18 protein-coding genes are annotated in these 16979 nt (G+C 64.6%); 6 read left to right on the plus strand and 12 right to left on the minus strand.

Going from position 1 to position 16979, the window contains the following annotated elements:
• The first annotated feature begins 68 nt into the window (after positions 1-68).
• The gene (locus IEY38_RS03825; RefSeq protein ID WP_188975457.1) at positions 69-1703 is read left to right on the plus strand and encodes a potassium channel family protein; all 1635 of its coding nucleotides are present in this window, start codon (positions 69-71) and stop codon (positions 1701-1703) included.
• A gap of 337 nt (positions 1704-2040) precedes the next feature.
• Here the strand turns inward: IEY38_RS03825 and citZ are convergent, their stop codons facing one another.
• Positions 2041-3186 (minus strand): citrate synthase, encoded by a 1146-nt coding sequence (gene citZ, locus IEY38_RS03830; protein WP_170096734.1) that lies wholly within the window; start codon positions 3184-3186, stop codon positions 2041-2043.
• A 233-nt stretch (positions 3187-3419) separates the two neighbouring features.
• Here citZ and IEY38_RS03835 point away from each other — a divergent pair, with 233 nt between their 5' ends.
• Positions 3420-4643, plus strand: a complete 1224-nt coding sequence (locus IEY38_RS03835; RefSeq protein ID WP_188975459.1) for a potassium channel family protein — start codon at positions 3420-3422, stop codon at positions 4641-4643.
• 7 nt (positions 4644-4650) lie between these two features.
• Here the strand turns inward: IEY38_RS03835 and IEY38_RS03840 are convergent, their stop codons facing one another.
• Positions 4651-4902 (minus strand): DUF7536 family protein, encoded by a 252-nt coding sequence (locus IEY38_RS03840; protein WP_446685124.1) that lies wholly within the window; start codon positions 4900-4902, stop codon positions 4651-4653.
• A gap of 99 nt (positions 4903-5001) precedes the next feature.
• Here IEY38_RS03840 and IEY38_RS03845 point away from each other — a divergent pair, with 99 nt between their 5' ends.
• Together IEY38_RS03845 and IEY38_RS03850 are read left to right on the plus strand one after the other, a co-directional pair.
• Positions 5002-5958, plus strand: coding sequence for a succinylglutamate desuccinylase/aspartoacylase family protein (locus IEY38_RS03845; protein WP_005537033.1), 957 nt, complete (start codon positions 5002-5004; stop codon positions 5956-5958).
• 196 nt (positions 5959-6154) lie between these two features.
• Positions 6155-7219, plus strand: a complete 1065-nt coding sequence (locus IEY38_RS03850; protein WP_188975461.1) for a pyridoxal-phosphate dependent enzyme — start codon at positions 6155-6157, stop codon at positions 7217-7219.
• On the opposite strand, the gene IEY38_RS03855 is transcribed toward IEY38_RS03850, so the two are convergent.
• From IEY38_RS03855 to IEY38_RS03865, 3 genes are all read right to left on the minus strand, one after another.
• The gene (locus IEY38_RS03855; RefSeq protein WP_188975463.1) at positions 7216-7419 is read right to left on the minus strand and encodes a hypothetical protein; all 204 of its coding nucleotides are present in this window, start codon (positions 7417-7419) and stop codon (positions 7216-7218) included. The genes IEY38_RS03850 and IEY38_RS03855 overlap by 4 nt on opposite strands.
• Before the next feature lie 56 nt (positions 7420-7475).
• On the minus strand, positions 7476-7682 hold the full coding sequence (locus IEY38_RS03860; protein WP_188975465.1) for a hypothetical protein: 207 nt from the start codon (positions 7680-7682) through the stop codon (positions 7476-7478).
• Between the two features lie 117 nt (positions 7683-7799).
• Positions 7800-9065: a tRNA(Ile)(2)-agmatinylcytidine synthase gene (locus IEY38_RS03865; protein WP_188975467.1), complete on the minus strand. Its 1266-nt coding sequence runs from the start codon at positions 9063-9065 to the stop codon at positions 7800-7802.
• A 131-nt stretch (positions 9066-9196) separates the two neighbouring features.
• Between IEY38_RS03865 and IEY38_RS03870 the strand changes: the two genes are divergently transcribed.
• Positions 9197-10165, plus strand: coding sequence for a transcriptional regulator (locus IEY38_RS03870; RefSeq protein ID WP_170096730.1), 969 nt, complete (start codon positions 9197-9199; stop codon positions 10163-10165).
• A gap of 58 nt (positions 10166-10223) precedes the next feature.
• Here the strand turns inward: IEY38_RS03870 and IEY38_RS03875 are convergent, their stop codons facing one another.
• Positions 10224-10472, minus strand: a complete 249-nt coding sequence (locus IEY38_RS03875; protein WP_004590529.1) for a glutathione S-transferase N-terminal domain-containing protein — start codon at positions 10470-10472, stop codon at positions 10224-10226.
• An 85-nt stretch (positions 10473-10557) separates the two neighbouring features.
• The gene (gene pyrE, locus IEY38_RS03880) at positions 10558-11109 is read right to left on the minus strand and encodes an orotate phosphoribosyltransferase (protein WP_004959471.1); all 552 of its coding nucleotides are present in this window, start codon (positions 11107-11109) and stop codon (positions 10558-10560) included.
• Between the two features lie 86 nt (positions 11110-11195).
• On the opposite strand from pyrE, the gene glmM reads away from it, so the two are divergent.
• On the plus strand, positions 11196-12575 hold the full coding sequence (gene glmM / locus IEY38_RS03885; protein WP_188975469.1) for a phosphoglucosamine mutase: 1380 nt from the start codon (positions 11196-11198) through the stop codon (positions 12573-12575).
• Here glmM and IEY38_RS03890 read toward each other — a convergent pair.
• The 5 genes from IEY38_RS03890 to IEY38_RS03910 form a co-directional block, all read right to left on the minus strand.
• The gene (locus IEY38_RS03890) at positions 12560-13711 is read right to left on the minus strand and encodes a DUF7118 family protein (RefSeq protein ID WP_188975471.1); all 1152 of its coding nucleotides are present in this window, start codon (positions 13709-13711) and stop codon (positions 12560-12562) included. The genes glmM and IEY38_RS03890 overlap by 16 nt on opposite strands.
• Positions 13711-14073 carry a phosphoribosyl-AMP cyclohydrolase gene (gene hisI, locus IEY38_RS03895; protein WP_005537018.1) on the minus strand — a complete coding sequence of 121 codons (363 nt, stop codon included), beginning with the start codon at positions 14071-14073 and terminating at the stop codon, positions 13711-13713. The genes IEY38_RS03890 and hisI overlap by 1 nt, the downstream gene beginning before the upstream one ends.
• A gap of 47 nt (positions 14074-14120) precedes the next feature.
• Positions 14121-15143: an A24 family peptidase gene (locus IEY38_RS03900; protein WP_188975473.1), complete on the minus strand. Its 1023-nt coding sequence runs from the start codon at positions 15141-15143 to the stop codon at positions 14121-14123.
• 102 nt (positions 15144-15245) lie between these two features.
• On the minus strand, positions 15246-15635 hold the full coding sequence (fer1, locus tag IEY38_RS03905) for a ferredoxin Fer1 (protein ID WP_004959486.1): 390 nt from the start codon (positions 15633-15635) through the stop codon (positions 15246-15248).
• Positions 15636-15760: 125 nt separating this feature from the next.
• A complete protein-coding gene (locus IEY38_RS03910; protein WP_170096724.1) occupies positions 15761-16969 on the minus strand; it encodes an inorganic phosphate transporter in 1209 nt (402 codons plus the stop codon).
• Positions 16970-16979: the final 10 nt, after the last annotated feature.

A 16979-nucleotide genomic window follows, 5' to 3' on the forward strand; every position in this document is an offset into this window, starting at 1 on the left:
GTCACGGGAAGCGACCGTCGGCTAGCCGGACAGAACTGTTTTACACTCGGTATCCCAGAACGTAGTAGATGGATACCTGGCTGCGACGGACGCTATTGTATATCGTCGCGCTTGGCGGCATCATTCTGGGGTACGCGTTCGCATACGACTACGGAATGGCGGCGTTCGAAAACGACCCGCAACCGTTCCTGCGGTCGCTTCGCGTCGTGGTCGAAACGTTCACCACGACCGGGTACGGCTCGGACGCCCCATGGAGTACCACGGAGATGCGGCTGCTCGTCATCGTGATGGATATCACAGGCGTCGTGCTCATTTTCCTCGCGCTGCCGGTGTTGCTGTTTCCGCTGTTCGAAGAGGCGATGGAGACGAAAGCCCCGAACACAGTCGAGAACAGCCTCAGCGACCACGTCGTCATCTGTCAGTTCTCCCCCCGCGGTGAGACGCTCGTCACCGAACTCGACACCTGGGACGTCGACTACGTCATCGTCGAACCTGACCGGGACCGGGCTAACGACCTCTACGAAGACGGATACTACGTCATCCACGCCGATCCGCAGTCCGTCGACGGGCTCGAACGAGCCCACCTGTCGTCCGCCCGGGCAGTCGTGGCCGACGCGTCCGACCAAGTGAACACCAGTATCATCCTCACCGCCCGCGAAGTCGACGAATCCGTCCAGACTGTCAGCGTCGTCAAAGAGCCCGACCGCGCGAAGTACCACGACCTTGCCGGAGCTGACGCTGTCCTGTCGCCGCGTGGCCTGCTCGGCGAGAGCCTCGCAAGCAAGGTGACGACCGGCGTCTCGACGACACTCGGGGACTCGATAGAGATCGGCGAGGACTTCGACATCGCCGAACTGCCGATCCACCGCGGGAGCGACCTCGTCGGAACGACGCTGGCCGACAGCGGTATCCGCGAGGAAACCGGCGTCAACGTCATCGGCGCGTGGTTCCGCGGCCAGTTCGTGAGTCCGCCAGACCCCGACGCCGAACTCGACGGCAGTACGGTCCTGCTGGTCTCGGGAACCGAACGCCAACTGGAGCGGCTCAAGGAGATGACCCTCTCCAGCGTGCGTGGCTTTCGCCGCGGGGAGACGGTCATCATCGGTGCCGGCGAGGTCGGCCAGACGATCACATCGGCGCTTACGAACGCCGGGGTGCCACATACGGTACTCGATCAGACCGACGAGCCGGGTGTCGATGTCGTCGGCAACGCCACAGAGCCGGAAGACCTGCGACACGCTGGCGTCGGCGCAGCCAGAACGGTCATTCTCGCCCTATCGGAGGATACCGACACCGAATTCGCGACGCTGGTTATCCGTGACCTCAACCCGGACGTCGAAATCATCGCCCGCGCCGAGGAAAGCGAGAACGTCCAGAAGATGTACCGTGCAGGCGCGGACTACGTCCTCGCGCTGTCGACGGTCAGCGGCCGGATGCTCGCCTCCACGATTCTCGAAGACGAAGACGTCATCTCGATGGACCAGCAGGTCGAGGTCATTCGCGTCGCTGCCGACGGCCTCGGTAATACGACAATCGGCGAAGCCGATATCCGTTCACGGACGGGCTGTACGGTGGTCGCTATCGAACGCGACGGCGCAGTCATCACCGACCTCGGCCCTGACGTGACTATCGACCCGAGCGATAAGCTCGTCATCGCCGGCACCGATGACGGCGTGACGCGGTTCAAGTCAGTGTTTGGCTAACCACCTTTTTTCGCCTCGGGTGCGCTTCGCGCACCTCTCGGCGCAAAAACGTGGGCGAAAAAGACCGAACTCGCGACATCGCCGCGAGTTCGGTGAACCGCTCACTTCGTTCGCGGCCAACTACTGCAAGTACTGTTCCGGTAAACCGCCGATAGACGAATCTTGCACCGATTCCGGAGAGCCTGCAGCTTTGCCACCGGGCACTGGTCGCCCAGTTCTTTCCGTCTTCGTGAGCGGAGCGAACAAGCCTGTCAGATCGCTGTTCTAGCGAGGTTTCACACGATAGAACGCCTTTACGGCCACGCGGCAGGGACAACGGCTGGCAGTGGTACCGCAGTTACCGCTCGTCCAGCGGCACGAACTCCGTCTCGTCGGTGTTCTTGCCGACGTAGCGGGCGCGCGGGCGGATCAGACGGTTATCCTCGATGTACTCGAAGACGTGGGCGACCCAGCCACCGACGCGGGACATCGCGAAGATGGGGGTGTAGATGTCGATGGGGATGCCCATCTGGTAGTACGTCGACGCCGAGTAGAAGTCGACGTTCGGGGCCAGTCCCTTCTCTTCCATGAGGTAGTCCTCGATGGTGGTCGACATCTCGTACCATTTGAGTGTCCCGGCGGCCTCGCCGAGTTCCTTCGAGCGCTCGCCGAGAATCTTCGCGCGCGGGTCCTTGACGTTGTAGACGCGGTGGCCGAAGCCGGAGACACGGCGGCCCTCGTCGAGGGCGTTCTTGACCCAGTCGAGCGGGTCGGATTCGGCGTCGTCGACCTCCTTTAGCATCTCCATAACGTCCTGATTGGCCCCGCCGTGGAGCGGCCCCTTCAGCGTCCCGATAGCGGAGGTAACCGCGCTGTGAACGTCCGACAGCGTCGACGCCGTCGTGATAGCCGAGAACGTCGAGGCGTTGAGGCCGTGGTCGGCGTGGAGCACGAGCGCCTGATCGAACACGTCGGCGAGCACATCGTCCGGTTCCTCGCCGTTGAGCATATACAGGAAGTTCGCGGCGTGGTCGAGGTCGTTGCGGGGTTCGACGGGCTCCTTGCCGTCGCGGATACGAGTGAACGCCGCGATGATGGTCGGGATCTTGGCCGTGATCCGCCGCCCAGTTTCGAGGTTGACCGTCTCGTCGGTCGGTTCGGCGTCCTCGGGCGCAGGGTCGAACGCCGAAAGCATCGACACCGCAGTCCGGAGCGCTGCCATCGGGTCCTCGTCCGCTTCGGCGAGCTGTCGCACGGTCGAGATGACGTCGTCGTCTACGTCGCGTGCCGCCACCATCGCCTGCTTGAACTCGGAGAGTTCGTCCCGGTTCGGCAGGTGGCCGTGCCAGAGCAGGTACAGCACCTCTTCGTAGCTGGCACCCTTCGCGAGGTCCTCGATGGTGTACCCCCGATACACGAGTTTGCCAGCGTCGCCGTCGATAACGCTGAGTTCGGACTCGGCGACGATGACACCCTCGAGTCCCTTCTTGAGGTCGTCGGACATACGCAATCAGTTCCCTACCTTCCGGGAAAAACATTTTCTTTCTGAGCGTGTGTGGCACAATGTCAGGAACCGTTATTGGACGACTGTCCAGCTGATTACCGGTCTATTTGCGTCTATATCCCAACGTGGCACCCACACTGGTATGCAAACGGCCAGTCACGGCTGCTAGCGGTCCGCGCTACCTCGACACACGGTGAGGAACGTTTTTGCTCGGGGCCATCGAACCGGCGGCTATGGACCCGACAGGGGCGGTCGAGTACGAACCGGTCAGCGTCAAGCAGGTGCTGGCCGAGATGAAAGACACCGCCGAGTTGCTTATTGACCTCTCGTACTCGGCCGTTCTGCTGGGTAGCGACGACGTGGCTGCGGAGGTGCTGGAATTAGAGGAAAAGATGGACGTGCTCCAGTTGCGCGCACGCATGAGTCTCCTGATGGCCTGCCGGTCGACAGCGGACGCGGAGTCGCTCGCGCCAGTCCTGGGGATGGTCGGGGCCGCCGAGAAGATCAGCGACGCGGCCGGTGATATCGCCAAAATAGTGCTAGAGGACATCGGCCTACCGGATACGATGCGGGCGGCCCTGCCCGAGGCCGTCGAAACACTCGTGCGGGCGACGATCGGTTCAGGCTCTCCGCTAGCCGATGAGACGTTGGGGAGCCTGAATCTCGAAACCGAGACGGGTGTCCGGGCGCTGGCGATCCGTCGGCAGGGGAACTGGCTGCTCAACCCCGACCGGGAGACGCGCCTCGAAGCGGGCGACGTGGTGCTGTTCCGGGGGCCCGAAGACGGTATCGCCGAAGTGTATCAGAACGCGACGGGCGAAGTGTACGAACCACCGGAGCCCCGGGAAGGTGGCGTCCGCGACCTCGAACGGGCCGTCGACTCCATCGTTCTGATGAAGGACATGGGTGAGTTAGCTGTCGACCTAGCTTACGGCGCGGTCCTGTTCGACAGCACGGAGGTCGCCGAGGAAGTCGTCGAACTCGAAGCCGAGGTCGATGCGCTGCAGTCACGGTTCGAGGCCTGGACGCTCCGGGCCGCCGCCGACATCGACGACCCAGTCTCCCTTCGGGGCCTCGTCCATCTGGCCCGGTCGACGGAGGTCATCTCCGACGCTGCACTGGAGATGAGCGAGGGTGTCCTGCGGGGACTATCGACACATCCGGTCGTCGCCGAGGCCGTACAGGAGTCCGACGAGATCATCGTCCGAACGACGGTGTACCCCGATAGCGACCTCGCCGGGACGACCATCGGTGACGCAGAAGTCAAAACGGCGACGGGTATGCGGATCATCGCGATACGGCGCGGCGCTGGAGAAAGCGAGCGGACCGGACGCGAAGGGGGCGACTGGGTCGTCTCACCGGGCCCGGAAACGCAGATCCAGACGGGCGACGTGCTTATCGCAAAAGGGACCCGAACCGGTGGCGACCGGCTTACCGACCTGGCTAAGGACACGTAGCGGTCTGTTACCGCCTTGCGAGTCGCACGGCCGATACAGCAGTGAACAGCGCTGTCAGCAGCCCGCCAAGCGATGTCACAAGGACGAACGAAAGCGCCACGTAGAATCCGATCGGCCGCTGCGCTCCCGGCAGGACGAACAGAGCGAACAGCCCCGCGGTGAACAGGCCAGCGAGTACAAAACCGATTTTCGCATTGCGTGGCACGTTCAGTGCCGCAACCATCGCCGCTTTGCCGCTCTGTGACTCGGACTGGGACACACCGGCTGGTAGGGTCGGCGGTCCCAAGATGCCGTCGGTCCGGCGCAACTGTTGGCGAAATCCGAACCAGTAAAGGCTCCCAAGGCAAACGTGGGAACAATGGTTACTTTCGGTACGGCGACCGCCGCTCCCGGTGAGAAAGACACGGGGCGGCTGGAGGTCGGTGAGACCCGCGATGGGTCGACGTTCGGGCTACCGGTCGCCGTCGTCAACGGTGTCGACGACGGACGGACGCTCTACATACAGGCGGCCAGCGACGGCGACGAACTGAACGGTGTCGGCGTCATCCAGCGGACACTCCCGCAACTCGATCCAACGGAACTGTCCGGGACGATTCTGGTCTGTGGCGTCGTCAACTACCACGCGTTCCAAGTTGCCGAGCACCGCAATCCGGTCGACGACACGAAGATGAACCGGGCGTACCCGGGCGACAAGACAGGCACATCGAGCGAGCGCATCGCCGCGGCGACGTTCAACGCCGCCATCAGCGCCGACTACGTCCTCGACCTGCATCAGGGGTCGACCTCGCAGATGATCGACGAGGTGCGGGTCCGGTGTGGCACCCGCCATCGCCTCCACGAGGAGTGTCTCGAGCTCGCGAAAGTGTTCGGCTGCGGCTACATCCTCGATCAGAAAGGCCCCGACGGGCAGCTGGCCCGCGCTGCCCCTGACGAAGGCGTTCCGACGATCGACCCGGAACTCGGCGGCTGTGTCGGCTGGGACGAGGACTCCATCCAACGGGGCGTCGACGGCGTCTTCAACGTACTGCACTACTACGGCTTCCTCGATGGCCATCACGATACGCGCCCCCAGACCCGCGCCACTGGGTTCGAGCAGTACGGCTCTCCCGTCGGCGGCCTCATCGACCTCAAGCCCGACCTCGGTGACCGCGTCGCCCGCGGCGAGACGCTGTTCGAAGTGACCGACGTGTTCGGCGAGCCGAAGGCCGAAATCACTGCCGACTCAAGCGGCGTGTTCTGGCGTGCGCGCCGGCTCCCACAGGTCGCGACCGGTGAGTACGTCTGCTCGGTCGGGACGAACATCGATACCTACTAGGACTCGCGTTTTTATTCCGGGGGTTCGCGTGGCACAAAGCGCCGCGTATGCCCGCTGCCAGACCTGCCTTTCCCCGTGGCGGCCGACGGAGCGGCCGCCCGGCCGCCGCTCTGTGCGCTCCGCCGCGGCCACAGACACTGAGGACTGTGGCCGGAGATGCCGCCGGTTTTTGAACGGTGGGTGCCCCAGTACCTCTATGCGCACCTGTAGCGTCTGCGACCGGGAGTACCCGCGTGCGGAGCCCTGGCGGTGTTCCTGCGGGGCACCGCTCGACTACGCCACGCAGCCACTGCCTGACGGCCGCCCGGGACAGTTCTCACGGACCAGCGGCGTCTGGGACTTCGATGAGTTCCTCCCGATGGACGAGCGAGTCAGCCTCGGTGAGGGCTGGACGCCGCTGGTCGACGCCTCCGAGTGGGACGCCAGCTTCAAACTAGAGTATCTCCACCCGACGGGGAGTTTCAAGGACCGCGGCGCGGCGACGGTCATCGCCGAAGCGCTCGAAGTTGGGGCCGACCGCGTGCTCGAAGACTCCTCGGGCAACGCTGGCCTGGCAGTCGCGTCCTACGCGGCACGGGCTGGTCTGGACGCGGAGATATACGTTCCCGCGAGCGCGAAGAAGACGAAAGTCCGCCGCATCGAGCGGACCGGCGCAGACGTGGTCCCAGTCGAGGGGAGCAGAGCGGCCGTAACCGAAGCCTGTATCGACGCCGTGGAGAGCGGGGCGGGCTGGTACGCCAGCCACGCCTGGAACCCTGCCTTCTTCGCCGGGACGGCGACGACCGCCTACGAAATCGCCGCCCAGCGTGACTGGAACGCCCCGGACGCCGTCGTGACGCCGCTCGGTCATGGGACACTGTTTCTCGGCCTCTATCGTGGATTCCGGGCACTGGAGCAAGCCGGGTGGACAGACACCATCCCGCGCATACTTGGAACGCAGGCAGTCGGGTACAGTCCCATCGCCGACGAGGACGGGAGTGGTTCGGACGACGCTGCCGCCAACGACCTCGCCGACGGGATTCACATCCGGGACCCGCCGCGCGGCCGGCAAATACGGCACGCTATCGATGAGACCGATGGGGCCGCCGTCGCCGTCTCCGCGGCGGCAACGGCGCGGGAACGTGATCGGCTCGGTGCAGCGGGGTTTCACGTCGAACCGACGTGTGCAACGGCGACAGCGGCGCTAACCCAGTTCAGAGAGCGGGGAGAACTCCAAGACGGTGACGACGTGGTTGTCGCGTTGACCGGACGAAACGACTAACGCATCAGCAGTGTCGAAACCGGGAACTCGGCATCGACGGAGAGCCACTGCTCCTCAACGTCTGCCGTGTCGACATCCGGGGCATAGCAGATGAGTCGCTCGCTGCCGTCGGGACGGGAGCGTACCACGGCAGGCAGCGTTCCCTCGTCGGCGTCAGTCGCCGCCGTCACCTCGCTCGTCGACCGGGTATCGGAGTCCATGTCCTGATTCACGACAGGTGTTATTATTGTTACCAGTCGATTATCGGGCGTAAGGACTACTGAACGTCGTCGAGAGAGACGAGCAGGTCCGACGACACGGCCAGCCAGTTCGCTTCCAGTTCGGAGCCCGTGCTGCCGGGCGGATACAGGATCGACCGCTGTCCGCCACCCGCAGCCGGTTCGTGTTCGATAGTCAGTAGCTTCTCGGCGACTTCGCCGTCTGCCGTATTTCGCTGCTGGGTATCCGACCTCTCAGTGCTCATGGCCGCACATAACGGCATATCAATATTGTTATCCGTAGTCTAAATCGAGGTATATCCCCGTATTACCGGAATATTCGTGGTGCTTACTCACCGGTAGCCGGTTCGAACCGCTCCGTCTCAGCGAGATGGGTAGGTAGGTGCGTCGAACCCGCCGCGAACCAGCGGCTTCGCGATGTGGCGGCGCGCGACCGGCGGCACTTCGTACCAGCCGCGTTCCAGTCCCCGCTCGATGGACTGTTCAGTCTTGCCGTCAGCGCTGGTCTCGCAGTCCCGGCATCGATAGCCCTGGTTCCGGCCGGCGGATTTCATCGACCGGCCACAGTCCGGACAGTCCGGTGTGACGGATTCCGTCCGAACGAGTTCCCGAACCGCGAACTTCTCGAGTTTGAGCGTCCCGTCGCTCACTTCGCCACACGCGGTGATTCGGTCGCCGACCCTGAGCGATCGGACCCGGTCGCGAAAGCCCTTCGTCGGCTCGAAGGCCGCACAGTCGAGGGTCGCGCCGTCGCCTTCGAGGGTGAAAAACACGTGTCCCCCCGCCCGCGTCTCCGGCGTTTCGATCACGTCGCCGGTGACGCGGTAAGCGCTGTCGGCTGTGACTGCGTCGACAGCGGCGTCCTGTAGATGCACGTCGGTCCCCTGGTTCGTCACGAACGTCGCCCGGCGAGCGATGGGTTCGCTGTCGATTGCACCCGCGACGGCGCGACAGGCGTCGGGGTCGTCACCGCGAATACCGTAGAGGATCGGACACGGTGTCCGCGGCACACAGACCGGATACCCCGACTCTCGGTCGACAGTGTCCCACACGTCGGGGTAGTACTCTTCGGCCGCGGTGCGGACGGTCTCGCTGTCGACCGTTCGCTCAGTGCCCCACCGGTCTTGCTCCCGGTACGCAATGTGCTCGTACGTCCAGTCCGATAGCGCGGCCCAAGCTCCAACCGCCGCGAGCGCGCCGACGAGTCCGCGGCCGTTGCCCCGCTGGCAGCGGGCGAACCCGACCACGTCAGCTAGCGACGTCGCGGCCATCGGGTCCTGTATCGACTGGATTGTCTCACGAGAGAACGTTGCGACCTGCGGCGGGACGTCTTCGGGGTCGCAGTCGGCGACGATCGCGCCGGGGTTGGTCCGTGGGTCGTCGGTTTCAGCCATGTCGAGTGTGTCCTCAGCCAGTCCAAGCGCTGTGTCGGCGTCGAGGTCCGTATGCACCGCCAACGCCGCGTTCCCGCGGGTCTTGTGTTCGACGGCGGGGTTCAGACGGACGAGGAGCAGCCGCTCGACGGTCCCCCCAGCGTTCCGTATCGACTCGGCGAGGGTCGCGGCGGCGTAGGTCGTACACATTCCTCGTTCGCGCGAGTCCGTATCATCGATGCCGACGACGGTCACGCTACGCTGTAGCCCCGAAACAGTCAAACGCCTTTCGTCACGCCCAGCCCTCGATTCAGCCTGAGAGGAAACGGACGGCGCAATACATATAATGGGTGAGCGGGCTAGACTCAGTAGAGGTACAGAGTACTATGTCACGGTCGGCGCTGGTGGAAAACGTCATGGCGATGCTCGAAGACGCTGGCTTCCTCGTCAGCGACCGCTGTGCGATTCGGCCGAAGAGTTTCGACATCGCTGCCCGTCGCGGTGAGGACGTGTTGCTCCTGAAGATACTGGGCAACATCGACGCCTTCGATGCACAGACCGGAGGCGAGATGCGGCGACTGGGCACGTATCTGAATGCCACCCCAATCGTGATCGGCCTCCGAACGCGCGACGAGGAGCTGAAACCCGGTGTCGTCTACTTCCGGCACGGCGTCCCCGTGCTGTCGCCCGACACCGCAATGGACCTGTTCGTCGAGGAGGTCCCGCCGCTCATCTACGCCGCACCGGGTGGACTCTACGTCAACATCGACTCCGAGATTCTCGCCGACGTGCGCGAGGACCGCGACTGGTCGCTGGGCCGCCTGGCGAAGGAACTGGGCGTCTCCCGGCGGACAGTCTCGAAATACGAGGACGGGATGGACGCGTCCGTCGAGGTGGCCGCCGAACTCGAAGACCTGTTCGACGCGCCGCTGACCTCGCCGGTGAGCGTCCTCGAAGGCGCCGAAGAGGTCCGAGACGACGAGCCGACACCGGACGACCCCGATGTTGCACCGGAGGACGAGCCGATTGTGACGGTGTTCACCCGTATCGGCTTCGAGGTCCACCCGACGGACCGCGCGCCGTTCAAGAGCGTCAACGAGAGCGAGGACGAGCACGGGCAGGTCCTTGCCGGCCATTCGGCGTTCACCGAAACGGCCGAGAAACGGGCCCGAATCATGTCCTCAGTCGGCGAGGTGACCCGGACCCGGTCGGTGTACGTCGTCGACGAACTTCGGCGGGAGTCTGTCGAAGGGACCGCGCTCATCGAGAAAGAGGAGATGGAGAACATTGAGGACGCCATCGATCTGCGCGACCTGATTATGGAGCGTGGCGAGGACCGCGAAGAGGTCGCCTGAGCGGTCGCTTACCGTCGTTGCTGCCAAGTGAAAACGAGAACCACCGCAAGCGCCGGGTTTACTGCCCGTATGTCTCTTCGAGATACTCGACGATGTCGTCGGATTCGGGCATCCCGTCGACGCCGTTGTCCTTGTCGACGAGAACCGGCACGCCAGTCTGGCCCGAAACCTCCTTCACTTCGGTCCGCTCGCCGTGGGACCGCGGAACCATGTGTGATTCATAGTCGAGGCCCAGCTCGTCGAGTTTCTTGATTACCTTTGCACAGTACGGACAGCCTTCGAGTTCGTAGAGTTCGAGATTGGCCATTGCACACATATGTAGGCGAGCCAGCGTCAAGAACACATCGGTGGTGTGTTCCGGCTGCGCAGGGGCGAAAGCGTTCCGGCCAGCGCTACACGTCGATGTCGTCGGGCGCGTCGGCGAGCAGGTCAGAGGCGGTCACGAGCGACGACAGTTCGAGGTCATGGTCGGCGAGGTTCTCGCTGGCCCCTTCCTCGCGGTCGACGACGACGAGCACGCGGTTGACGACAGCGCCGGCCTCGCGGAGCGCCTCAGCGGCGTCGACCGCGCTCTGGCCGGTCGTGGCGATGTCTTCGAGGATGATGACCTCCTCACCGTCGGTCAGGTCCCCTTCGATTCGGTTGCCCGTTCCGTACTCCTTGGCCTGCTTGCGGGCGATGACGTATGGAATGTCGGTTTCGACACTGGTGACCGCGACCAGCGGAACTGCACCGAGGGCGACACCGGCCAGCGTGGCGTCCGTGTCCCACTCGGCGATGCGCTCGGCGAAGGCCCCGGCGATGAGGTCCAGACAGTCGGGGTTGGTCTCGAAGACGTACTTGTCGACGTAGTAGTTCGACGTGCCGCCGTGGGAGAGTTCGAACTCCCCGAATTTGACGGCGTCAGCGTCTCGCAGCGCCGCGATGAGTTCGTCGTTTGCCATACGCTTACTGCACGGTCACGGGGCTAATGATTGTTGAATTCGGACAGCGACATTCCTAAGCCCCTCCGCATCAGACACTCGCTCGAATGCAAGTGTTCGGGTCGAGTGGCGTCCGGGGTGTCGCGGGCGACGAGCTGACACCGCGGTACGTCCTTCGGGTTGCACAGGCCGCCGGGGACGTCTGGCGTGACGACCACGACCGTGTGGCAATCGCCCGGGACACGCGGACGACCGGGCGGACGTTCATCAATGCCGCGACCAGCGGCCTGACGACCGTTGGGTTCGATGTCGACCGGCTCGGCGTCGTGCCGACACCTGGGTTGCAGGCCTACTGCGAGCGCGAGGGAGTTCCGGGCGTGATGATTACCGCGAGTCACAATCCGGCCGCGTACAATGGTGTGAAGCTCATTGGCGCGGACGGTGTCGAACTGACACGGAGTACGCTCGACCACGTCGAACAGTCGCTCCGGGACGACACTCCAAACTACGCGGACTGGGAGACTGTCGGGTCCGACACCGCCATCGACAGCGCTCGCCGCCGATACCGCGAGCAGGTGCTTTCCGCCGTCGACCGCGACCGTATTGCCGACGCCGACCTCACCATCGTCGTCGACTCCGGCCACGGTGCCGGCTCCCTCACGAGCCCCGACCTGTTCCGCGAGCTCGGCTGTGAAGTCCACACCGTCAACAGCCAGCCCGACGGTCACTTCCCCGGCCGCGACCCCGAACCCGTCGCCGAAAACCTCGAAGACCTGCGGGCGTTCGTTCGCGCGACCGACGCCGACCTCGGATTCGCCCACGACGGCGACGCCGACCGTGGGATGTTCGTCGACGAGACCGGCACACACATCGAAGGCGATGCCGCGCTGGCCGCGCTCGCGGCGGCGAAAATCGAGTCCGGCGACGGCGTCGTCTCGGCGGTCAATGCCTCCCAGCGACTTGTCGACGTCGTCGAGGACGCCGGTGCGACCCTCTCACTGACCCCCATCGGGTCGACATACATCGTCAGCCGCATCCGCAAACTGCAAAACGAGGGGACCCACGTCGCGATTGCTGGCGAAGGCAACGGCGGCATCCTCTTCCCCGACTACCGCATCGCCAGAGATGGCGCGTTCACCGCCGCGAAGTTCCTCGAACTCGTCGCTGACCGGCCTGCAAGCGAGGTTGCTGCGGACTACGACGACTACTACAACGTCCGTCGGAACCTCGAATACGAGACCGAGGAAGAGCGCGAATCAATGCTCGAAGGTATCGAGGCCCATGCGAACGAGGCGACGGCCGACCTCGATACGACAGACGGCTACCGCCTCGACTACGGCGACGGCTGGGTACTTGCCCGACCGTCCGGGACGGAGCCCGTCGTCCGCGTCTACGCCGAAGCGCGCACGCTCGACCGCGCCGAAGAACTCGCCGAAACGATGGTCAGCCGGGCGACCCAGCGGACGAATACCTACAGCGACGAATAAGTGTCCAGCGCGTCCTCGATAGCTGCTCTGGCCTCACGGGCAGCCGACAGTTCTTGCTCGACAGCACCGCTTGCGAGCCGTTCGCGCTCCGTTTCTGTGAGTTCCGAGCGAGCGACGGCGCTCTCCCGAAGCCGCTCGTAGTCGTCTCGCTCCGCGAGTCCACGCACGTCCCGGAGCGCGGCGACGACCGACTCGTCGGCGAAGCGGGCGACAACTGAGCGGTACTCACGGCAATACCACGGCAGGGCGTCGGCCGCCGGCGGCGGCCAGTCGATCCGCACCGGTTCGGCGTCAAGCCGCCGAAGGTACGTCTGTCGGGTGGCGACGGCGCTGCGAAGCGCTGCGGCGTCGTCGACGTAGTGGTCCAGTTTCGAGGCGGAGTAGTCGGCGTACTCCAGTAGTTTCGGAATCGGCTCGGTCCCAGCGTCGTGCTCGCGGACGTACGTCAGCAGCTCCGAGGGCGGGGACTGGAACTCGACGAGCGGGTACGCGTCCGCCCGTTCGATGACGGCCAGAACGTCTCGGGCCGGCGTGTTGCGCCTGAACTCGGTGAACGCCTCGGTGACGGCGTCGTTGTAGCGCTCGATTGGCTCACGGAGACGCTCGACCGGCGCGTCGAGGTCGGCGTCGCCGAGCCGCTGGAGGCGTTCGAGGTCGTCGATGCGGTCGCGCAGTTCGTCGCGCCGACGCCCTGCGTCCGTTCGGGCTTTCTTGTACTGCTCACGTGCGTCATCGAGTTCGTCCAGTCGCCCGACGAGGTCACCGATGGGAGAGAGCATCTGTCGGGCCTGCTCGAAATCATCCTCGGTGAGCCGCCGTTGCTGGAGGAAATCGTCGATTTCTTCGAAGGTCTCCCGTTCGGGCAACTCCTCGGGGAGGTCATCGGTCAGCGTCCCGACCTGACCCTGAAACTCCATGAACGCCTCGAAGTCGCCACCACCGGTCGCCCGGCCGTCGTAGCTTTCGAGCAGGTTCCACAGTTCGCGGTAGATCTCACGGCAGTCACGGAGTGCGTCCGCGCCGATTTCCTCGACGCGTGCCTGTGCCCGGGCGTACGCGTCGGCGGCCTGTTCGAGTTGCTCCACGGCGTCGGGGGGTCCCGCGCCGCTTTCGATCTCAGTGTCAGGTCGCACCATCAGTACACGTTGTCGGGATCAAACACTTGCTCACCGACCGTCTCGCCGTCGACAGTCCGGTGGAAGCAGGACTCGTAGCCGGTGTGGCAGGCGCCGCCGGTCTGGTCAACGATGTACAGCAACGCGTCCCCGTCGCAGTCGACCCGCACTTCTTCGACGGCCTGTGTATGGCCGCTCGTCCCGCCCTTGTGCCAGAGTTCGTCCCGGCTCCGCGAGTAGTAGTGGGCTTCCCCCGTCTCGCGGGTCTTCCGAAGCGCTTCCTCGGTGACGTAGGCGAGCATGAGTACCTCACCGGAGTCGGCGTCCTGAGCGACCGCCGGGATGTACTCCTGCTCGTCGAAGGCGAGGTCGACATCGGTCATACTCGGGCCGAGGCGTGTCCGCAAAATAGGTCTTCTGCTGTCAGGAGTCAGGCCAGCCCGACCGCCTGCAACAGCGAGAACAGCACGTCGCCGTAGGTGAGCGAGACGACCAGTCCGGCGAACATCGGGACGAGGAACGGAATCCCCGGCGATATCCACACCTCGTCCTGTTCGGCAAGCACGTCCAGCCCGTCCCGGAGCTGAGCCGGCGACGTGCCGTATGCCGAGTGGTCGATATCCGCGAGGAACCGCTCGGCACCCCACGGATCGTCGATCTGGTCGGTGGCGTCAGTCACTGCATCCGTCGTGGCATCGTCACCACGACCGCTTGTCCCGTCGCCGGCCACCGGGCCGCCGCCGTCGGTCGCCAGCGAGCCGTCGCCGGGATCGTTCGGGACCGCCGGTAGAGAGCTTGGAAGCCGATGCTGTTCGGGGTCGGCACGAATATCGGCGAGCGAGCAGCCGCGCCACTGGAGGTACATCCGGAGCGCGTCGAGATCGAGGCCGCCGCGGTCGAACCCGTCGGGCGATTCGAGCAGCCGGCCGTACTCCTCTGTGACGTTGGCGGCGGCGACGGGCCGTCCGATGAACATCGCCAGCGAAAACCGTCCCCGGGCGAGGTTCCCGGCGGCAACGGCCAGCGGGTAGACGACGCCGGCAAGCACGGTGTTCGAGAGCACTGTCAGCGAGAAGACGCCGATAGCGGTCTGCTGAAGCGGGAGGGCGACGCCAGGGAGATAGTACACCGGATAGACGGGAAAGAGGACGGCGACGAGCATGAACGCCTTCGCGTCAGCACCGCCGAAGCCGCCGATGAGCCAGAAGCCGTACGACAGCGGGATGACGAAGCCGAGACTGATCGCGACTCTGATGAAGAACAGCCGCTGGCCGACCGCTGTCGGGCCGGCCCAGACGGTGTAGGCGTCCCACAGCAGGAGGACGACCGCCAGCACGGCAAGCGGGGTCCAGGTCCGGTTCGGCACCCGGCGGGTTTTCACGTCGCGGTAGGCCGCCCACCCGAACACCGGGACGGCGACCAGCCGAAGCAGGTCCGGTATCGACCCGAGCACGGCTATACGCAGTACAGGGGTTCCCCTAATGGTTCCGGTACGACGGCTGTCGGACGCAGTCGCTGCTGGAAGAAGAAAGTGTAGTGCGCTGCAGGAGCCGCGTTAGATGACGCGGTTCTGCAGGTAATCGAGGTGCTTGGCGTTGTAGACGATCTTGACCTCGTCGGCGTCCGGGCTGCCGATACAGGTCAGGCGAACGTTCTTGTCTTCGACTTCCTCGTCGCTGAGGATCTGCTGCATGTCCATGTCGATGTCGCCTTCGAGAACGATGGCGGCACAGTTCGCACAGGCACCGGCGCGACACGAGAAGGGCCAGTCGTAGCCCTGTGCCTCGGCGGCTTCCAGGATGTACTCGCCTTCGTTCACCTCGAGGGACCCGTAGTCCTCGTCGTCGAGGTCCATATCCGACGCCTCTCCGAAGACGTCGTCGTCGTACATGTCCCAGCCGTTATCGTCCACTACTTCGTAGTTAAGGTACTCTACCGTGGGCATCACCTGATTGGTTCGAACCCCGCCCTGTTAGACTTTGCCCTTCGGTTTTAGGCCGTGCAAAATAATGAGGGACAACGCGGGGATTCGTCGAGAACTGACGGCAGTTGTTCGGGGCCGATTATTGCTCAGGCGATCGGCAGAAACCTGAACACCAGATAGGCCGCGAGCGTCGCAATCGACGGGACGACGTTCTGGAGGAAGATCACTCTGGCAGTGGTCCCGGGTTCGAACAGATCCGACGCCGACGGGATGTCCTCCCGCGATTCCTCGCCGATGGGTTCGGTCTCGGCCGGCTTCGGCGTCCCTTTTTTTCCGCCGACGGTTGGCGCATCCGCGGCTTCCGCGTCGGTGGTCAGCGCGCCGACAGACGCGACGGGTGCCTCGCCTTGCACAGTGTCGGAGAGGCTCGTCGTTCGCGTTGCACGGCCCCAGCCGAGCCCGACGATGCTCATCGTGGCGATGATGACGAAACTCGCCGGGATACCCAGCGCGGAGAGGAAGGTAACGATGGTGGAGGCGACTGCCGCGACGACGATTGCGGCGACCAGCGGGAGGTCGGTCAGGTCGTTGCCGACCGTGTCCATCGTCCGGCGGGCGATTGTAAACGCACCGAGGCCGATGGCACCACCGCCGAGCAGGATAGCCGGGTACATCTCCAGCGAGCCGTTCCCGACGAGGGGGGCGACGGCGTTGGCGACGTTCGACGCGCCCGCAGAAAAGGCCATGTAACAGCCGATACCGATGACGACGACGGTTCCGACGAACTCCCGCTGTGTCGTGTTCTCACCGAGAGCGGGGCGGGGTATCGCGCCCGAGCGGTCGAAATCCAGCAGCGATCCCTCGCTCTGGGAGACAGCAAACCACTCGACGAGACGCGGGTAGAAGTACCGGCCGATGACGCCGCTGACCCAGAAGGCGATGATCGGGGAGACGAGCCACCACGAGACGATTTCGAGCATCAGGGCGGCGTTTAGCGTCCCACGAGCGAGTCCGAGACCAGCGATTGCGCCGACGGCCGTCATCGAGGTCGACGCCGGAACGCCGACCACGTTCGAGAGAAACAGCGCGACGCCGATGAAAAACAGCACGACGATGCTGATGAGCGGCGAGAAGGCAGTCTCGACGAGGTCGCTGCCGAGGCTTTCGACGACTTCCGGCCCGACGATGAGTCCGCCAGCCAAGGCAAAGATAGTCATCAGGGCCGCCGCGGACAGTTTCGAAAGCGTATCTGACCCGACTGCGGGCCCGAACGCGACACCCGTCGAAGATCCCCCGATATTGAATCCGACGAAGATGGCCACCAGAACACCGAGTGCAAAGAGGACTTCGACCATACAGGTGCCA

Origin of the sequence: Haloarcula sebkhae, from assembly GCF_014647415.1 — an archaeon.
Classification (GTDB): Archaea; Halobacteriota; Halobacteria; order Halobacteriales; family Haloarculaceae; genus Haloarcula; species Haloarcula sebkhae.

What these genes read in the sequence shown, in the direction of transcription:
- IEY38_RS03825 (WP_188975457.1), top strand. Translation starts at nt 69, where the DNA reads ATGGATACCTGGCTGCGACGGACGCTATTGTATATCGTCGCGCTTGGC.
- citZ (WP_170096734.1), bottom strand. Translation starts at nt 3,186, where the DNA reads ATGTCCGACGACCTCAAGAAGGGACTCGAGGGTGTCATCGTCGCCGAG.
- IEY38_RS03835 (WP_188975459.1), top strand. Translation starts at nt 3,420, where the DNA reads ATGGACCCGACAGGGGCGGTCGAGTACGAACCGGTCAGCGTCAAGCAG.
- IEY38_RS03845 (WP_005537033.1), top strand. Translation starts at nt 5,002, where the DNA reads ATGGTTACTTTCGGTACGGCGACCGCCGCTCCCGGTGAGAAAGACACG.
- IEY38_RS03850 (WP_188975461.1), top strand. Translation starts at nt 6,155, where the DNA reads ATGCGCACCTGTAGCGTCTGCGACCGGGAGTACCCGCGTGCGGAGCCC.
- IEY38_RS03855 (WP_188975463.1), bottom strand. Translation starts at nt 7,419, where the DNA reads ATGGACTCCGATACCCGGTCGACGAGCGAGGTGACGGCGGCGACTGAC.
- IEY38_RS03860 (WP_188975465.1), bottom strand. Translation starts at nt 7,682, where the DNA reads ATGAGCACTGAGAGGTCGGATACCCAGCAGCGAAATACGGCAGACGGC.
- IEY38_RS03870 (WP_170096730.1), top strand. Translation starts at nt 9,197, where the DNA reads ATGTCACGGTCGGCGCTGGTGGAAAACGTCATGGCGATGCTCGAAGAC.
- IEY38_RS03875 (WP_004590529.1), bottom strand. Translation starts at nt 10,472, where the DNA reads ATGGCCAATCTCGAACTCTACGAACTCGAAGGCTGTCCGTACTGTGCA.
- pyrE (WP_004959471.1), bottom strand. Translation starts at nt 11,109, where the DNA reads ATGGCAAACGACGAACTCATCGCGGCGCTGCGAGACGCTGACGCCGTC.
- glmM (WP_188975469.1), top strand. Translation starts at nt 11,196, where the DNA reads ATGCAAGTGTTCGGGTCGAGTGGCGTCCGGGGTGTCGCGGGCGACGAG.
- IEY38_RS03890 (WP_188975471.1), bottom strand. Translation starts at nt 13,711, where the DNA reads ATGGTGCGACCTGACACTGAGATCGAAAGCGGCGCGGGACCCCCCGAC.
- hisI (WP_005537018.1), bottom strand. Translation starts at nt 14,073, where the DNA reads ATGACCGATGTCGACCTCGCCTTCGACGAGCAGGAGTACATCCCGGCG.
- fer1 (WP_004959486.1), bottom strand. Translation starts at nt 15,635, where the DNA reads ATGCCCACGGTAGAGTACCTTAACTACGAAGTAGTGGACGATAACGGC.
- IEY38_RS03910 (WP_170096724.1), bottom strand. Translation starts at nt 16,969, where the DNA reads ATGGTCGAAGTCCTCTTTGCACTCGGTGTTCTGGTGGCCATCTTCGTC.